Genomic DNA, 16,436 nt, shown 5'->3' with positions numbered 1-16,436 from the left:
TAACATTTTTTTTCTAAAAAATAGAATATCAATAAAGAATTCGTTATTTTTGCGTTTTGAAATTTGAATTATACGTAATATTATGATAAAGATAACATTTCCAGACGGCTCTGTTCGTGAATATAACGAAGGAGTAACGGGACTGCAAATAGCAGAAAGTATCAGTTCGCGCCTAGCACAGGATGTGCTGGCTTGTGGCGTAAATGGAGAAATTTATGATTTGGGGCGCCCCATTAATGAAAACGCAGAAGTGGTTCTCTATAAGTGGGAAGATGAACAAGGGAAACATGCGTTTTGGCATACAAGCGCTCACTTGTTGGCCGAAGCATTGCAAGAGTTGTATCCGGGTATTCAGTTTGGTATTGGACCTGCTATTGAAAACGGCTTCTACTATGATGTAGATCCGGGTGAGACTGCTATTAAAGAGGCCGATCTGCCTGTTATCGAGAAGAAAATGGCTGAACTTGTGGCAAAGAAAGAAGCTGTTGTAAGAAAAGATATTACAAAAGCGGATGCTATGAAGATGTTCGGTGATCGTGGAGAAACTTATAAATGTGAGCTGATTTCTGAATTGGAAGATGGTCATATCACAACTTATACGCAAGGTGCGTTCACAGATTTGTGTCGTGGCCCGCACTTGCAGACTACTGCTCCTATTAAAGCCATCAAGTTGACTTCGGTAGCGGGAGCTTATTGGCGTGGTCAGGAAGATCGTAAGATGATGACTCGTATCTATGGTATCACTTTCCCGAAAAAGAAAATGTTGGATGAATATCTGGTATTACTGGAGGAGGCAAAGAAACGAGACCATCGTAAGATTGGTAAAGAAATGGATTTGTTCATGTTCTCCGATACGGTGGGTAAGGGATTGCCGATGTGGTTACCGAAGGGTGCAGCATTGCGCTTGCGTTTGCAGGAGTTTTTGCGTCGTATTCAGGCTCGTTATGATTATCAAGAGGTTATAACTCCACCAATTGGTAATAAATTGTTGTATATTACATCCGGGCATTATGCAAAATATGGTAAAGATTCATTCCAACCTATTCATACTCCGGAAGAGGGAGAAGAGTACTTCCTAAAACCGATGAATTGCCCTCATCACTGTATGATTTATAAAAACTCACCTCGTTCTTACAAGGATTTGCCTTTGCGCTTGGCTGAATTCGGTACGGTTTGCCGTTATGAACAGAGTGGTGAGTTGCATGGATTGACTCGTGTGCGTAGTTTTACACAGGATGATGCTCATATCTTCTGTCGTCCCGATCAGGTGAAAGATGAATTCCTTCGTGTTATGGATATTATTTCTATCGTATTCAAATCCATGAATTTTACGAATTTTGAAGCTCAGATTTCTCTGCGTGATAAGGTAAACCGTGAAAAATATATTGGTAGCGATGAGAATTGGGAAAAGGCGGAACAAGCTATCATTGAAGCGTGTGAAGAAAAAGGACTGAAAGCCAAGATAGAATATGGTGAAGCGGCTTTTTATGGTCCTAAACTGGATTTTATGGTAAAAGATGCTATTGGACGTCGTTGGCAGTTAGGTACCATTCAGGTGGATTATAATTTACCAGAACGTTTCCAATTGGAATATACAGGAGCAGATAATCAGAAACATCGTCCGGTAATGATTCATCGTGCACCGTTTGGATCAATGGAACGTTTTGTTGCTGTACTGATTGAACATACTGCCGGTAAATTCCCGTTGTGGTTGACCCCTGATCAGGTCGCTATTTTGCCTATCAGTGAGAAATTCAACGATTACGCTCAGGAAGTAAAACAATATTTGAAGAAATACGATATTCGTGCTATTGTAGATGAACGTAACGAGAAGATCGGACGTAAAATACGTGATAACGAAATGAAACGTATTCCTTACATGTTGGTTGTGGGTGAAAAAGAAGCTGAAAATAGAGAAGTTTCTGTCCGTAAGCAGGGTGAAGGTGATAAAGGAACCATGAATTTTGAAGAATTTGCTAAAAAAATGAACGAAGAAGTTCAAAATATGATAAATAAATGGTAACTTTGCGCCCAATTGTAAAAGCATAGCATATAATTGATGTTCTAAAGTTCGCTTTTACTTAATGCAAAAAATAAATTTGGTAGTAATAAACAAGAAACAAACTGGAAGTAAAGGTTATTTAATGAAGAATGACAGCATGAAGGCGCAATATCGGATTAATGAGCAAATCCGCGCCAAGGAAGTCCGCATTGTGGGCGATGAAGTAGAACCAAAAGTGTATCCTATAGTTCAGGCATTGAAGCTGGCAGAAGAACACGAAGCGGATCTTGTGGAGATTTCTCCAAATGCACAGCCCCCTGTTTGTCGTATTATTGATTACTCTAAATTTCTTTATCAGTTAAAGAAGCGTCAGAAGGAGCAAAAAGCAAAACAGGTTAAGGTCAATGTGAAGGAAATTCGTTTTGGGCCTCAGACTGATGATCATGACTATAATTTCAAGCTGAAGCATGCAAAGGGATTTTTGGAAGATGGTGATAAGGTAAAAGCATACGTATTTTTTAAAGGTCGTTCTATTTTGTTTAAGGAACAAGGTGAAGTGTTGCTTTTGCGTTTTGCAAATGACTTGGAAGAATATGCTAAGGTAGATCAGATGCCTATTTTAGAGGGGAAAAGAATGACTATTCAACTTTCTCCAAAGAAAGGAGCTCCTAAGAAAGTGGTTGTATCGAAATCGGTAGAGACCTCTAAAAATGTTTCTACTGAATCAAAAGACGAATAATAAAAAAATGAGTAACGCCACAGGTATAGTGCGTTGCCATATAATTAAATAATTTAAAAATTAGTAAGATGCCAAAGATGAAGACTAACTCCGGTTCTAAAAAAAGATTTACTCTTACCGGAACAGGTAAAATCAAAAGAAAGCACGCTTTTCATAGTCATATTCTGACTAAGAAAACTAAAAAGCAAAAGAGAAATCTGTGTTACTCTACAATCGTTGATATAACGAATGTAAGTCAGGTTAAGGAACTCTTAGCTATGAAGTAATCAAAAGCGTACGAAGTATTATTAAAGTTATTAACCGAATGCATTAGCTTTAAGTCCGCTGCGTGGAGTAACGGCGCTAACATTCAAAAACAAGTAAAACTATGCCAAGATCAGTAAATCATGTTGCTTCTAGAGCAAGAAGAAAGAAAATTTTGAAATTAACCAGAGGTTACTTTGGTGCAAGAAAGAACGTTTGGACCGTTGCCAAGAATACTTGGGAGAAAGGTTTGACTTATGCGTTCCGTGACCGTAAGAATAAGAAAAGAAACTTCCGTGCTTTGTGGATTCAACGTATTAATGCTGCTGCACGTTTGGAAGGTATGTCATATTCTAAATTGATGGGTGCTTTGCACAAGGCTGGTATCGAAATCAATCGTAAAGTGTTGGCCGATTTAGCTATGAACCATCCGGAGGCCTTCAAAGCTATTGTTGCTAAAGCAAAAGCAGCATAACTGTTTGATAATAAAATTACAAAGTGCTGATTACAATAGGGTAGTCAGCACTTTTTGTTTATAAAGAAGATGAGGAATTGTGAAAACGGTACTGTCGAGAAAACAAATTTCTATTTTCTCTTGTTTCTTTCATATAAACTTGTTATCTTTGTTTTAGAAAAATATAGCCGCATTGATTGGATCGGGAAACTCATCAATTTTAATGAAATACCGAGACAAGCTTCGCTTCTCAATGGCGGGCCACGCCCTTCGGGGTAACTCTTGAGTCGGTGGATTACAAAGAGGACGGGCACTCAAATCATGTCATACGGAGTTTCATCACATCATCGGTGCGGCTTTCTATAAAAAGGAACGGTAATCTTGCGACTACCGTTCCTTTTTCTTTTCCTATTGTTTTGAAGCATTTGTAAATCCCAAGGATAAGTACGCAAGTATTTATATTTTTAACTGCGTACTTATTTATATCTATGCACGTATGTGCATCTATATTATATGGACTTTTTATTTATTGTCCCGTAAATCTCTTACTCTGATAGCTTTTCCTTCACTTTGCGGTAAAGAACCTTTTTTTACAAGCTTTAGCTTAGGCGTGACTAGTATTTCATCTTTTAATTGACGGGTAATTTCTTTACGTATTTTTTCTAATTCAATATAGTTATCAGTAGATAAATCACTGAGTTCTACCTCTACGATCATTTCATCTTGGTTATTGACTGTTTCCAATGTGATGAGATAATTACTACCCAACTCAGGAAATTGCACCAATACTTTCTCAACTTGCATAGGGAAGATGTTGACTCCCTTAATAATGAACATATCATCACTCCGTCCTTTAATACGGTCAATACGTATATGTGTACGACCACATGGACATTTACCCGGTAATATACGAGTTAAATCACGAGTACGATAACGTATTAAGGGCATCATCTCACGATCAAGAGTTGTCAAGACTAATTCTCCAATTTCACCTTCAGGAACCGGTTCTCCAGTCTCTGGATCAATAATCTCTACTAGATAACAATCTTCCCAAAAGTGCATCCCATTTTGCTCAGTACATTCAAACGCGACACCAGGACCGTTCATTTCGGTCATGCCGAAACTATTATAGGCTTTTACTCCTAACATTCGTTCAATTTTTCGACGTTGTTCGTCTGTATGAGGTTCTGCTCCAATTACAAGTGTCTTGAGGCTGGTACAGACGGGGTCAATGCCTTCTTCCTGAAATACTTCAGCCAAACGGATAGCATAGCTAGGAATGGCATGCAAGGCTGTTGTTTGGAAGTCTGTAATGAACTTTATTTGTCGTTTACTATTACCTGCGGCAGCAGGAACTGTCAATGCACCCAGACGTTCTGCACCGTATTGGAAACCTAGCCCTCCTGTAAACATACCATAACCCGAACTGTTTTGGAAAACGTCGGTCTTACGTATACCTACCATATAAAGACAGCGTGCTACTAAATTAGCCCATGAATTCAAATCGTGCTGGGAGTGGACAATAACGGTTGGAGTGCCCGTAGTACCACTGGATGAATGAATACGGACTCCGTCTTCACGCATATTACCGGATACTAAACCGAAAGGATAACAGGCACGCATATCAGCTTTGGTAGTAAATGGAATTTTACGGATATCTTCTATTGATTGAATATCCTCTGCTGTTATACCGTTTTCTTGAAAAACTTTTTTATAATATGGGGAATTTGATGCAATATTAATTGTTTTTTTCAACCGTTGGAGTTGTAGTTTACGCAACTCTTCACGTGGCATGGTTTCTATCTCTTCTTCCCAGTATTTGTCATTCATGGTCTTTTGAAATTTAGAGTTTACATCAGATTTTCTGCAATTTCCTTACCTGCTGCCAATGCTTTGAGATTTAATTCCACAATAGCTTCTCCTTTACGTTGGAATATATCCCGAATACTATCTTGTATCTTAGTATAGTCTATACCTAAAAATGGAATGGTTGCACCTAACAATACAATATTGGCAACCCGTGGGGATCCCACTTCTTTAGCTACTTCATTTACATTCAATATGATTTTGTGAGGTAGTTTTTCAAGTTCCATTTTTATATCTTTTTCTGTTGGATAGTGAGGTATGTTGATAAAAGGGACTTCATTGGTTACCAGCCATCCTTCATGGTTCAGGTAGGGAAGATAACGTAGAGCTTCCATTGGCTCTAATGAAATTATGAGATCGCATTTTCCTGTAGGAATGAGGTCTGAAGCAATAGGTTGATCGCTGATACGAAGGTTGGATTGTACATCACCACCTCGTTGGCTCATGCCGTGTACCTCGGCTTGTTTCATATATAAGCCGTTTTTAAGAGCAGCCTGACCGATTACAGTAGCGATGGAGAGGATACCTTGTCCACCCACACCTGAAAGTATGATATCTTTTTTCATAGTTTTACTTGTTTCGTTTTTTACGTGCTAGGGTTTGAATACATTCTCTACGAGGGATGATAACAGATACACCATGGTATTCAATCTCTTCGCGGATAATCTGTTTCATCTCATCATAGTTCTTTTTCAAAGGAACTACGACGCGTATATGCTCCGGTGCGACACCGATTCCTGCGCAAATAGCCTCCAAACGTCCGGTTCCTGCAGAATCTTGTCCACCAGTCATGGCAGTGGTTTCATTGTCTGAAATAACAATTGTTACGTTGGTGTTCTCGTTTACACAGTCCAGTAAACCGGTCATTCCGGAATGAGTGAATGTAGAGTCGCCTATAACAGATACAGATGGGTATACGCCTGCGTCAGAAGCCCCTTTTGCCATTGTGATGGAAGCTCCCATATCTACACAAGAATTAATAGCGTTGAATGGTGCGTTAGCCCCTAATGTATAACAACCTATATCACTAAACACTTTATGGGTCGGGTATTCTTCTTTTAATACTTCTGTCAATACTGTATACATATCACGATGTCCACACCCTTCACACAACGCAGGCGGGCGCATTTCTACTAAAGAAGGCGTACTGAATTCAGCTTTATTTTCTTTACCTACAGCACGTGCAACACTGTCAGGATTTAATTCACCGTCTTGTGACAATGTTCCATCCAGTCGACCTTTTACTTTGATACCAATACCAAGATAACCTTTCAATTGTTTCTCAACAAATGGTTGACCATCTTCCAAGACCAAAATTTCATCACAGGTATTTACAAGTTGCATCAACTGTTTTTTAGGAAGAGGATATTGCCCGATTTTGAGTACTGGATATTCACATCCCTTAGGATAATTTTCCATCAGGTAATTATAGCCGATGCCACAAGCAATTATACCTAATTTCTTATTAGGACCATCCATATACTTGTTATATGGAGAGCTTTCTGATGCTTTAATGAATTCCTCCTGACGTTGCAACAGTATTTTATAGCGTTTACGCGCATTACCGGGAAGCAGTATAAACTGACGTGGGTCTTCGCTGAAAGAGATTTCATTTTGTGGCTGTTGTTCCTTACGTTCAACACCGGAACGGGAGTGTGCCAAGCGTGTAACCATACGCATTAACAGTGGCTCACCCATTTGTTCCGAGAATGCAAAGCCATTATAAACCATGTCGTATGCTTCCTGTTGGTTACTTGGTTCATACATAGGTATAAGTGCGAAATCACCGTAAAAACGGCTATCTTGTTCGTTTTGTGAAGAGTGCATGCTGGGGTCGTCAGCTGCAATAACAATCAGTCCGCCTTTTATACCAGTGATGGCGGAGTTTATAAAACAGTCGGCTGCGACGTTCATACCTACATGTTTCATACAGACCAGTGAACGTTTTCCGGCAAAAGACATACCTAGTGCAGTTTCCATAGCTGTCTTTTCGTTGGAACACCAACGATTATGGATGCCTTTTTCAATAGTAATCGGTGCCATTTGAATATATTCGGTAATTTCCGTAGAAGGAGTACCGGGATAGGCATATACACCGGAAAGTCCGGCATCTAATGCAGCTTGTGCAATGGCTTCATCGCCAAGTAAGAGTTGCTTGCTCATTTCTTATTGTTTAAGTGTTAGTCACGGTTTTAATAATAGTCGCAAATATAGCCTTTTGCTTTTATTTTATCGTAATATTACTTGAAAATCTTTCTTTCGTTCAATGCTTTCCAATATTTTCTTGCATTTCTCATGTGCTCTACATAATTGGAGGCGAAATTATGAGTACCAGAAAAATCTTCTTTAGCGCACATATATATATAATCATGTTTTGCGTAATTTAATACGGCATCTATCCCTATGGGAGAGGGAATGCGTATCGGTCCGGGGGGTAAACCAGGATTACGATAGGTATTATATGGTGAATTTATACTCAAATGGGAATTTGTGATGCGGCGTAGGCTGAAATCTTGTAGGGCAAATTTGATGGTAGGATCGGCTTGTAGAGGCATTCCAGAATGAAGGCGATTGATGTAAAGCCCTGCAACCATTGGTTTCTCAGAATTATTGTTTGTTTCTTCCTCGACGATAGATGCCAGGGTACAAACCTCTTCTGGGGTCATACTTATATCTTCGGCTTTTTTCAATCGTTCTGAATTCCAGAATTTTTGATGCTCTTTTTGCATTCGTTCAAAGAAATCATTTACACTCATGTTCCAATATACCTGATAGGTCTCGGGGATAAAAAGACAAGCCATAGTTTCTTTATTGTATCCAATTTTATGTTGGAATACAGAATCATTCATAGCCCTGGAAATCTCTACAGAATCAATCATAAGTTGCTTGCCTATATTACGGGCCAATTTGTCTAATGTTCGTACACTTCCAATAGTGAGATTCATAGGCTCTTGATATCCTCTGTAAAAACGACTGAAAACGTGATAAACGTTTTCTCCAGGTCGAACTACATATCGTCCCGTATGAATATGCTTGTGATAATCACGCCATTTTACCATCCATTTAAATCCTGTAATTTTTTTTAGATGACCTTGAATTTTCACCTTATTATATACAGAGTCAACCGTATCGTCGCGATCAATATAAATGTAGGTTGTTTTGGGAGGATGAAATTGTGGGGCAAACAAATAATAATAAACTGTACCGGTACAAATAATTGCAATAAATAATAAGATTGCAAATATTCCGAGAAGGATGCTTATTTTTTTCTTTCTCATATTCTTGTTCTATTTATTGGAGGAGACAAAGGTATAAAGAATATAGAAAAGGTCATAAAAAAAGAGATGCTTTTACATCTCTTTCTTGAGAGCCGCTAGCCAGACTTGAACTGGCGACCTACGCGTTACGAATGCGTTGCTCTACCAACTGAGCTATAGCGGCAAATGACTTCTGTTTACGGGGTGCAAAGGTACATCTTTATTTGAATTTGCAAAAATAATCGTTTGATTTTTTTTGATTATTTCTTAATGATTATTGTGATATTTGGATATTGTAATATTTTCTCCTAAAATAATTGGAAAATCAAATGAAAAGAAGCATATTTGTAACTTAGCTAAAACAAAACAGACGTTTCATATTATATTATGAATTCAAGACTATACTATAAGTATCTTTCTTCTCGTATTGCATCCAAGTGGATTGTTTTACTGATAGACCTGCTAATCGTATTGGTTTCTATGTTATTAGCATTCATCATACAATGGGAAATATCGTCGATTACATATAACACTTCTTTATACAGTTGGATGAGTGTGCTTACTGTTTTATGCTGTGCTTTATTTTTTCAGATTTTCCATACTTATGTTGGCATTATCCGCTTTTCTTCATTTATAGATATTTATCGTGTGTTTATATGTCTTACTTTGAGTTTTGGACTATTAGGATTAGGAAACTTCTGTTGGTGGCTTTTTGGTTTGGAAAATACACTTCCGGGAAGTATACTTTTTATGGCATATATTTTTACTTTTTCTTTTATGTTATGTTTACGTATTTCCATAAAGATTTTTTACGAAACCATAGCTTTTGATGCACGCCATAGTATAAACATATTTATTTATGGATTTTATGGAACAGGAGTAAATGTTGCCAAAGCGTTACGGGTAAATCGCAATAATCATTTTCGTTTGCGTGGTTTTATTTCAGATGAGCCCGATATGATTGGAAAATTGTCCATGGGATGTAAGGTATATGCTAATGATGAGAATCTTTTAAATAGATTGGAAAAGAAGAAAGTACAGGCTATTATCATTTCTCCGGGCAAAGAAGTAGAACTGGAAAAAACAGGTATGATGGAGAAAATGCAGGCGCATAATATTCATTTGATGACCTTACCGCCATTGAGTGATTGTGTTGATGACGGTTTGATAAAAAATCTTCAAATAGAAGATTGGTTGCGTCGGGAACCGATTAAAGTTGATATGCGAAAGATTGCTTCGTTTATTGAGGGGCGTAAAATCATTGTAACAGGCGCTGCCGGTGCTGTAGGACGGGAGATTGTTCGTCAATTGGCGGCATTAAATCCATATCGCTTGATATTGATAGATCAGGCAGAAACGCCTTTATACGACATTCAGTTGGAACTATCTGATAATTGGAAAAACTTGGATGTGAAAGTACAAGTAGCTGATGTGGCAAATCATAGTCGCTTGGAAGCCATTTTTCGGGAAGTTAATCCTCAACTTGTATTTCATGCGGCAGCTTATAACAATATACAGTTGATGGAAGATTTTGTTTCAGAGGCTATTCGGACTAATATAGAAGGTACTTTGAATATAGTAGAATTGTCTTTAAAGTATGATGTAAACCGGTGTGTACTTGTATCTACTAATGGGGTAATAAATCATAAAACGATAGTTGATAAAACTAAATGGCTAGCAGAAGTCGGTGCGAGAGCTTTGATGGTATCAAATGTGGTTGAAACAAATAGAAAAATGATGATTGTTCGTTTGGGTAGAATTTATCCTTTTGAACCTCAATGTTTAATGGCTATGTCGGAAGCGTGCCAACTACTATTGGAAGTATGTAATATCGGAGAAGATGGAGCTACGTATTTATTGGATGATGCTTGGAACTCTTGTACTGAAATGACAACTCATCCTATGGTACTGAAATGTAAATTGGAAGATACTAATTATAAACAGACGTATGCTCGCATTACTACTTTGGTTCGTGATAGCTATACGGAAAATCAGATGATATTAAGAAAAGGAATTAATTCTTTTTCCGAAACTTCACAATGAAATAAATGTATATTATGAAATAATGTATTACCTTTGTAGCCGATTAAAAAAACGTTACTAGATTACTAAAAGATTAATCAAATATCTTACTTATGCGCAGATTTATACTTTTATGTTTGTTGATGTTTACGGTGTCAGGAGTGGTATTTGCCCAGCAAATGTCCGACGAACAAGTTGTCCAGTTCGTAAAGGAAGGTCAAATGACGGGAAAAACACAGCAGCAAATGACTACTGAGTTGATGAGAAAAGGGGTGACAAAAGAACAAATCCAAAGAATACAAGCCAAGTATAGTAATAAGACGGGTAGTATACAAAATGAGACCTCTACTTCACAATCTCGTATGCGTACTCAGAAAAATTATGACGAAAGGAATAAAAATACGCGTAATAAGAAGCTAAGCGGTGATGAACAGGACGTTTCCAAAATCAAAGGTTTGAGAAAACCTTTAAGACAACGTACGGAAGATGGTATAACTGATGACAATAGAACCATAGAGGGAGGAAATTTACCGTTTGTCAACCAGAATGAGGAATATGATTATTGGGAGGAAGAAAAAGATCCTACGACACAGATTTTTGGCCATAATATTTTTGAGAATGAGAATTTGACTTTTGAGCCGAATGTTAATGTGGCTACACCCGTTAATTATCGTTTAGGGCCTGGTGATGAAGTCATAATTGATGTTTGGGGAGCGTCTCAAACAACTATCCGTGAAATTATTTCTCCGGAAGGTAGTGTATTGGTGGATAATTTAGGTCCTGTCTATTTGAATGGAAAGACAGTAAAGGAAGCTAATAATTATCTGAAACAAGAGTTTGCCAAAATATATGCAGGAGTAACTGGTAATACTCCTAATACACAAATTAAGTTGACTTTAGGTGAAATCCGTTCTATACAAGTGAATGTAATGGGAGAAGTAGTTGCTCCCGGTACATATACTTTATCCTCTTTTGCATCTGTTTTTCATGCTCTTTATCGTGCAGGAGGAGTAAATAAAATCGGTAGTCTTCGTAGTATAAAGGTGGTGCGTGATGGAAATGCCATTGCAGATTTGGATGTCTATGATTTTATCATGAAAGGTAAGATGAAAGATGATATTCGTTTACAGGATGGTGATGTAGTAATCGTAGATCCTTATCAATCTTTAGTGCAAATACTTGGTAAGGTTAAACGTCCTATGTTTTATGAAATGAAACCTACTGAAACGATAGGAACTATATTAAAATATTCGGGTGGTTTTACGGGTGATGCCTATAAAAAAGCAATTCGGGTGTTGCGTAAAAGTGGTCGAGAACATCAGATATACAATGTGGATGAAATGGATTATTCCGTATTCCGCGTAGATGATGGTGATGTCTTGACTGTCGATTCTGTTCTTGAACGTTTTGAAAATCGTGTAGAAGTAAAAGGTGCTGTTTATCGAGCAGGTCTATATCAGTTGAATGGTGACGTAAATACTGTAAAAGAATTAATAAAGAAAGCGGAGGGAATACGGGGTGATGCCTTTTTGAATCGTGCTGTAATAAACCGGGAAAACGAAGATTTAACACATGAAATAATTCAAATAGATTTGAGGGGGTTGCTTAATGGGACTGTTGCAGATATTCCTTTGCAGAAAAATGATATATTATATATCCCTAGTATCCATGATCTACAGGAAGAGGCTACAATTACCATTCATGGTGAGGTTGGCAATCCCGGTACATATCTTTATTCTGATAAAATGACTATTGAGGATTTGGTGCTTCAATCTGGTGGATTGTTGGAAGCTGCTGCTACAACTAAGATAGAGGTATCACGCCGTATCAAAAATCCTAAAAGTGATAGCGATAATAATGCTGTTGGACAGATTTTTACTTTCGACTTGAAAGACGGTTTGCTTATGGGGGCTGGTAGCGAAGATTTCTATTTGCAGCCATTTGATGAAGTCTATATTCGTAAAAGTCCGGCTTATCGCAAGCAAAAGAATGTAATTGTTATGGGGGAAGCGTTGTTTACAGGAAGTTACGCTTTGTCAAAGAAAAATGAACGTTTGAGTGATTTGGTTGCTAAAGCAGGTGGTGTTACTTCTGATGCTTATGTGAGAGGCGCGCGTCTTATACGTAAAATGACAGAGGAGGAAATACGCCGTAAAGAAGATGCGTTACGTATGGCTAAGTTTAAAACAGGTGCAGATTCTATATCAATGAAATTGGTAGATACAGATATTAATAATACATATACTGTTGGTATCAGTTTAGATAAAGCATTGGCAAATCCTAAATCTGATTATGATATGGTGTTACGTGAAGGAGACGTTTTGCTTATTCCTGAATATGTAAGTACCGTTAAGATTAACGGTGCTGTGATGTATCCTAATACGGTATTGTTTAAAGAAGGTGAAGATCTTCGTTATTATATCAACCAAGCTGGAGGGTATGGCTCTGGTGCGAAGAAACGTAAGGCCTATGTTGTGTATATGAATGGTACGGTATCACGCTTGCGTTCCAGTAATAAAAAGGCGATTGAGCCAGGGTGTGAGATTATTGTTCCTAGTAAGGATCCAAGCAAGAAGTTAAGTCCGGCTGAAATGATAGGTATGGGTACTTCTGCAGCTTCTTTGGCTACAATGATTGCTACTATGGTTAACCTATTTAAGTAAGACAGGACTATGAGCGAAGATAAAATGCAAAATATAACTCCTCAACAACCGGAGGAACAAGAGATTGATTTAATTGAACTTGCCCAAAAAGTTTGGGTAGAACGAAAATTGGTTTTCAAAGCATGTGGTATTGCTGTTTTAATAGGTCTGGTGGTTGCATTTAGTATACCGAAAGAATATACTACTGAGGTGATGTTGGCACCTGAAAGTGCCACTCGGTCAGGTGGAGGAAGTATGGGGGCTTTAGCCGCTATGGCAGGTATTAATTTGGGAAGTAATTCTGGAGAAGATGCCTTATCTCCTGAACTCTATCCTGATATTGTTAAATCAACACCTTTTTTATTAGAGTTGTTTGATGTAAAAGTAAAAGATCAAAAAGCTGAAATTGATACAACTTTGTATGCCTATTTAGACAAATATCAACGTGCTCCTTGGTGGGGTGCAGTGATGTCTGCTCCCTTTAAAGCTTTAGGCTGGACATTGTCTTTGTTTAAAGACAAGCCGGAAGAAAAGGTCGGTAAGGCAGATCCTTTTAAACTGACGATAGACGAAGCTAAGGTTGCTGAAGTACTGAGTAAACGTATTTCTGTTTCTATTGATAAGAAAACTGGAGTTACTACTTTGTCGGTAACTATGCAGGATCCTTTAATTTCTGCTTCTTTAACAGATACCGTTATGCATTGTTTACAGAACTATATAACGAATTATCGAACCAATAAAGCTCGTCATGACTTAGCTTTTACCGAAAAACTTTACAAAGAAGCGAAGGATGGTTATACGGATGCTCAGAAAAAATATGCCACTTTTGTAGATGCTAACCAAAATATTATTTTGTTGAGTTATCGTGCTGAGCAAGAGCGTTTGCAAAATGAGATGAATTTGGCATATAGTGTATATACGCAAGTTTCTCAACAATTACAGATGGCAAAAGCAAAGGTGCAGGAGATTACCCCGGTATATACAGTTGTACAACCGGCAACAGTACCTTTGCGTGCAGCTAAACCTAATAAGGTTATGATCTTAATAGGATTTATTTTCCTTGCAGGGGTAGGTAGTGTAGGGTGGATTTTATTTGTGAAAGATTTATTAAAAGGATGGAAAAAGCAAGCAACAATATGATGACTAATGATAATATGAACCGCTGGTGTGCTGTGCATGCAGCGTTCAAGTCAGAACGTAAGTTAATGCAACGTTTAAATGCGGCAGGGTATACCGCATTTTGTCCTATGCAAATCGTATATAAGAAATGGAATGGACGAACCAGAGAAGTATTTATGCCTCTTTTTTCAGGTTGTCTTTTTGTAGAAGATACAGTAGATGTAGTTCCATTTATAGCATCACAGAATGCTTCTTTTTTGGTAGATAGTGAAGGGAAAAAAATATCTATTTGTGCTGAAAAGTCTGAATTGTCCGCTAAGTTTGTGCAATTGTTGAAATAAAATGAAACTTATAACAGAAGAATTACTCAATGAAGTAACCTCTCAGGCAAAGGTAAATCCTCGTTTGCGTATGAATTATAATTTTCATACTTCTATGGAAGAACCCATTCATCGTATGTTGAATGCATTAGAGCCAGGTACTTATCTTCCTCCGCATCGTCATAGGGATAAAGAGGAAACTTATTTATTGTTAAGGGGGAGCATGTGGGTTTTCTTTTATGATGAGTTAGGTAACGTTACCGATAAAGCACTTCTTAATCCGTCAGAAGGAAAGTATGGCTTAGAAATTCCTTCCGGTACGTGGCATAATATAGTCGCCTTGGAATCAGGGACTGTTATTTTTGAAATAAAGAAGGGGCCTTATTTCCCCCTTTCTCCAGAGGATATAGCTTCATGGGCTCCCGCTCCATCAGATGTAAAAGGAGCGGAAGTTTTCATGAATAAAATATTAGAAGTGAAACTTTAACCTTCAAACATTCGGCTACGTGCCAACATGCAAGCACCTACAACACCAGCTTTATCTTTTAATTTGGATGCCATGATGACGGAGTCCTTATTTACCAGGTTGAGAGAGTATTTTCTTACAGCTGTTTTTATGGGCTGAGTGATGTAATCTCCGGTTGTTGACATGGTTCCTCCTATAATTACTAATTCTGGATTAAATAGATTGATTAATCCGGCAATTTGTTTACCTAATTTTTGTCCAATTTCTTCTACTATTTCTATACATAGTAAATCCTCTTTATTTACCGCTGCAATGATTTCATCTAAAGTAAGTGGAGTTTCTTTTATATCAATGCGGTCGGATAAAATGGAACCTTCTCCATTTTTTATACGCTCTGTTAAAATACGGTGTAAAGCCGAACCGGAGGCTTCAGTCTCTAGGCAACCCTTTTTCCCACAATGGCAGAGTATTTCGTTGTCAAAAACATTGATATGCCCAAATTCTCCGGAAAATCCGGATTTTCCCGTATATATTCTACCATCTATGATAATTCCTATACCCAGTCCCCAACTGGCATTCACGAAAATGATATTCTTTTCTCCTTTAACGCATCCTTGAAGATATTCTCCATACGTCATGGCTCGTGTATCATTATCAATACATACAGGATATCCTATTTTTTCTGTTAATATTTCAGCTAAAGGACGTTCTGAAAAATTAAATTGGCTGAAACTATAACCCGATTCTGGATTTACGCGTCCAGAGATGTTGATACATATATTTAATATCTTTTCTTTATTGACACTTGCCTTTTTGATAAAGTTATTTATCAATCTGCATAATTCTTCCATAGCTTCTGGGGTATTCTCAAATTTATACGGAATGTTCATTTTGAGTTCCACCATATCTCCTTTAAAATTGATAAGCCCTATATTGATCGCAAATTTTTTGATATCCACTCCTATAAAATAACCTGATCCCGGATTGAGACCATATAAACTTGGATGTCTTCCGCCACTTGTTTCTAATTTTCCATAATCATTGATATATCCATCTTCACACATCTCGCTGATGAATTTGGTGACAGTGGGTACGCTTAGATCTAGTTCTTTGGATAAATCTGTAATAGTAGAACTGCCATTATATATGTAATGTTCTATGATGCGTTTTTTTAATAATGCATTTTTACTTCCCAGTTCTATTTCTTTTAAAAGATGTTGCTTCATAATTATATATTTCTGTTGTATTCATACAAAGATACTAAATTAATTTAATATCTGAAGTTTATATATGGTATAAAGTCATT

14 protein-coding genes and 1 tRNA gene are annotated in these 16,436 nt (G+C 37.5%); 9 read left to right on the top strand and 6 right to left on the bottom strand.

The features are described 5' to 3' along the window. The first annotated feature begins 82 nt into the window (after positions 1–82). The 4 genes from thrS to rplT all read left to right on the top strand — a co-directional run bounded on the left by thrS (position 83) and on the right by rplT (position 3,459). Complete coding sequence (thrS, locus tag DXC10_RS14090; RefSeq protein ID WP_117738118.1) at positions 83–2,023, top strand: threonine--tRNA ligase; 1,941 nt, start codon at positions 83–85, stop codon at positions 2,021–2,023. Between the two features lie 121 nt (positions 2,024–2,144). Then, positions 2,145–2,741 (top strand): translation initiation factor IF-3, encoded by a 597-nt coding sequence (gene infC, locus DXC10_RS14085; protein WP_101545921.1) that lies wholly within the window; start codon positions 2,145–2,147, stop codon positions 2,739–2,741. Between the two features lie 68 nt (positions 2,742–2,809). Continuing rightward, complete coding sequence (rpmI, locus tag DXC10_RS14080) at positions 2,810–3,007, top strand: 50S ribosomal protein L35 (RefSeq protein ID WP_101545874.1); 198 nt, start codon at positions 2,810–2,812, stop codon at positions 3,005–3,007. A 101-nt stretch (positions 3,008–3,108) separates the two neighbouring features. Beyond that, positions 3,109–3,459: a 50S ribosomal protein L20 gene (gene rplT / locus DXC10_RS14075; protein WP_007214085.1), complete on the top strand. Its 351-nt coding sequence runs from the start codon at positions 3,109–3,111 to the stop codon at positions 3,457–3,459. A gap of 501 nt (positions 3,460–3,960) precedes the next feature. On the opposite strand, the gene DXC10_RS14065 is transcribed toward rplT, so the two are convergent. The 5 genes from DXC10_RS14065 to DXC10_RS14045 all read right to left on the bottom strand — a co-directional run bounded on the left by DXC10_RS14065 (position 3,961) and on the right by DXC10_RS14045 (position 8,745). Beyond that, positions 3,961–5,268 carry a phenylacetate--CoA ligase gene (locus DXC10_RS14065; RefSeq protein WP_117738116.1) on the bottom strand — a complete coding sequence of 436 codons (1,308 nt, stop codon included), beginning with the start codon at positions 5,266–5,268 and terminating at the stop codon, positions 3,961–3,963. A 20-nt stretch (positions 5,269–5,288) separates the two neighbouring features. Further along, a complete protein-coding gene (locus DXC10_RS14060) occupies positions 5,289–5,870 on the bottom strand; it encodes an indolepyruvate oxidoreductase subunit beta (RefSeq protein WP_101545868.1) in 582 nt (193 codons plus the stop codon). Positions 5,871–5,874: 4 nt separating this feature from the next. Beyond that, on the bottom strand, positions 5,875–7,467 hold the full coding sequence (locus tag DXC10_RS14055) for a thiamine pyrophosphate-dependent enzyme (RefSeq protein ID WP_117738114.1): 1,593 nt from the start codon (positions 7,465–7,467) through the stop codon (positions 5,875–5,877). A gap of 77 nt (positions 7,468–7,544) precedes the next feature. Beyond that, the gene (gene mltG, locus DXC10_RS14050; RefSeq protein ID WP_117738112.1) at positions 7,545–8,582 is read right to left on the bottom strand and encodes an endolytic transglycosylase MltG; all 1,038 of its coding nucleotides are present in this window, start codon (positions 8,580–8,582) and stop codon (positions 7,545–7,547) included. 90 nt (positions 8,583–8,672) lie between these two features. Further along, positions 8,673–8,745: transfer RNA gene (locus tag DXC10_RS14045), tRNA-Thr, on the bottom strand. Between the two features lie 203 nt (positions 8,746–8,948). On the opposite strand from DXC10_RS14045, the gene DXC10_RS14040 reads away from it, so the two are divergent. From DXC10_RS14040 to DXC10_RS14020, 5 genes are all read left to right on the top strand, one after another. Then, a complete protein-coding gene (locus tag DXC10_RS14040) occupies positions 8,949–10,604 on the top strand; it encodes a polysaccharide biosynthesis protein (protein ID WP_101545862.1) in 1,656 nt (551 codons plus the stop codon). Positions 10,605–10,696: 92 nt separating this feature from the next. Then, entirely contained in the window at positions 10,697–13,246 is a 2,550-nt protein-coding gene (locus DXC10_RS14035) for an SLBB domain-containing protein (RefSeq protein WP_101545860.1), read from the top strand. Positions 13,247–13,255: 9 nt separating this feature from the next. Further along, positions 13,256–14,365: a Wzz/FepE/Etk N-terminal domain-containing protein gene (locus tag DXC10_RS14030; RefSeq protein WP_101545858.1), complete on the top strand. Its 1,110-nt coding sequence runs from the start codon at positions 13,256–13,258 to the stop codon at positions 14,363–14,365. Further along, a complete protein-coding gene (locus DXC10_RS14025) occupies positions 14,341–14,685 on the top strand; it encodes a UpxY family transcription antiterminator (RefSeq protein ID WP_101545855.1) in 345 nt (114 codons plus the stop codon). Before DXC10_RS14030 ends, DXC10_RS14025 begins: the two co-directional genes overlap by 25 nt. 1 nt (position 14,686) lies before the next feature. After that, positions 14,687–15,151, top strand: a complete 465-nt coding sequence (locus DXC10_RS14020; RefSeq protein ID WP_101545853.1) for a WbuC family cupin fold metalloprotein — start codon at positions 14,687–14,689, stop codon at positions 15,149–15,151. On the opposite strand, the gene DXC10_RS14015 is transcribed toward DXC10_RS14020, so the two are convergent. Next, positions 15,148–16,356, bottom strand: coding sequence for an ROK family transcriptional regulator (locus DXC10_RS14015; RefSeq protein WP_101545851.1), 1,209 nt, complete (start codon positions 16,354–16,356; stop codon positions 15,148–15,150). The genes DXC10_RS14020 and DXC10_RS14015 overlap by 4 nt on opposite strands. Positions 16,357–16,436: the final 80 nt, after the last annotated feature.

Origin of the sequence: Bacteroides sp. OM08-11 (genome assembly GCF_003438665.1) — a bacterium.
Classification (GTDB): domain Bacteria; phylum Bacteroidota; class Bacteroidia; order Bacteroidales; family Bacteroidaceae; genus Bacteroides; species Bacteroides cutis.
The sequence above is the reverse complement of the archived record's forward strand: the minus strand, read 5'-3'. Positions and strand labels throughout refer to the sequence as shown.

Bases quoted from the DNA above. Each gene is read 5' to 3' on its own strand.
- DXC10_RS14065 (WP_117738116.1), bottom strand. From the start codon at position 5,268: ATGAATGACAAATACTGGGAAGAAGAGATAGAAACCATGCCACGTGAA.
- DXC10_RS14025 (WP_101545855.1), top strand. From the start codon at position 14,341: ATGGAAAAAGCAAGCAACAATATGATGACTAATGATAATATGAACCGC.
- mltG (WP_117738112.1), bottom strand. From the start codon at position 8,582: ATGAGAAAGAAAAAAATAAGCATCCTTCTCGGAATATTTGCAATCTTA.
- DXC10_RS14015 (WP_101545851.1), bottom strand. From the start codon at position 16,356: ATGAAGCAACATCTTTTAAAAGAAATAGAACTGGGAAGTAAAAATGCA.
- DXC10_RS14030 (WP_101545858.1), top strand. From the start codon at position 13,256: ATGAGCGAAGATAAAATGCAAAATATAACTCCTCAACAACCGGAGGAA.
- DXC10_RS14060 (WP_101545868.1), bottom strand. From the start codon at position 5,870: ATGAAAAAAGATATCATACTTTCAGGTGTGGGTGGACAAGGTATCCTC.
- DXC10_RS14020 (WP_101545853.1), top strand. From the start codon at position 14,687: ATGAAACTTATAACAGAAGAATTACTCAATGAAGTAACCTCTCAGGCA.
- DXC10_RS14055 (WP_117738114.1), bottom strand. From the start codon at position 7,467: ATGAGCAAGCAACTCTTACTTGGCGATGAAGCCATTGCACAAGCTGCA.
- thrS (WP_117738118.1), top strand. From the start codon at position 83: ATGATAAAGATAACATTTCCAGACGGCTCTGTTCGTGAATATAACGAA.
- DXC10_RS14035 (WP_101545860.1), top strand. From the start codon at position 10,697: ATGCGCAGATTTATACTTTTATGTTTGTTGATGTTTACGGTGTCAGGA.
- rplT (WP_007214085.1), top strand. From the start codon at position 3,109: ATGCCAAGATCAGTAAATCATGTTGCTTCTAGAGCAAGAAGAAAGAAA.
- infC (WP_101545921.1), top strand. From the start codon at position 2,145: ATGAAGAATGACAGCATGAAGGCGCAATATCGGATTAATGAGCAAATC.
- DXC10_RS14040 (WP_101545862.1), top strand. From the start codon at position 8,949: ATGAATTCAAGACTATACTATAAGTATCTTTCTTCTCGTATTGCATCC.
- rpmI (WP_101545874.1), top strand. From the start codon at position 2,810: ATGCCAAAGATGAAGACTAACTCCGGTTCTAAAAAAAGATTTACTCTT.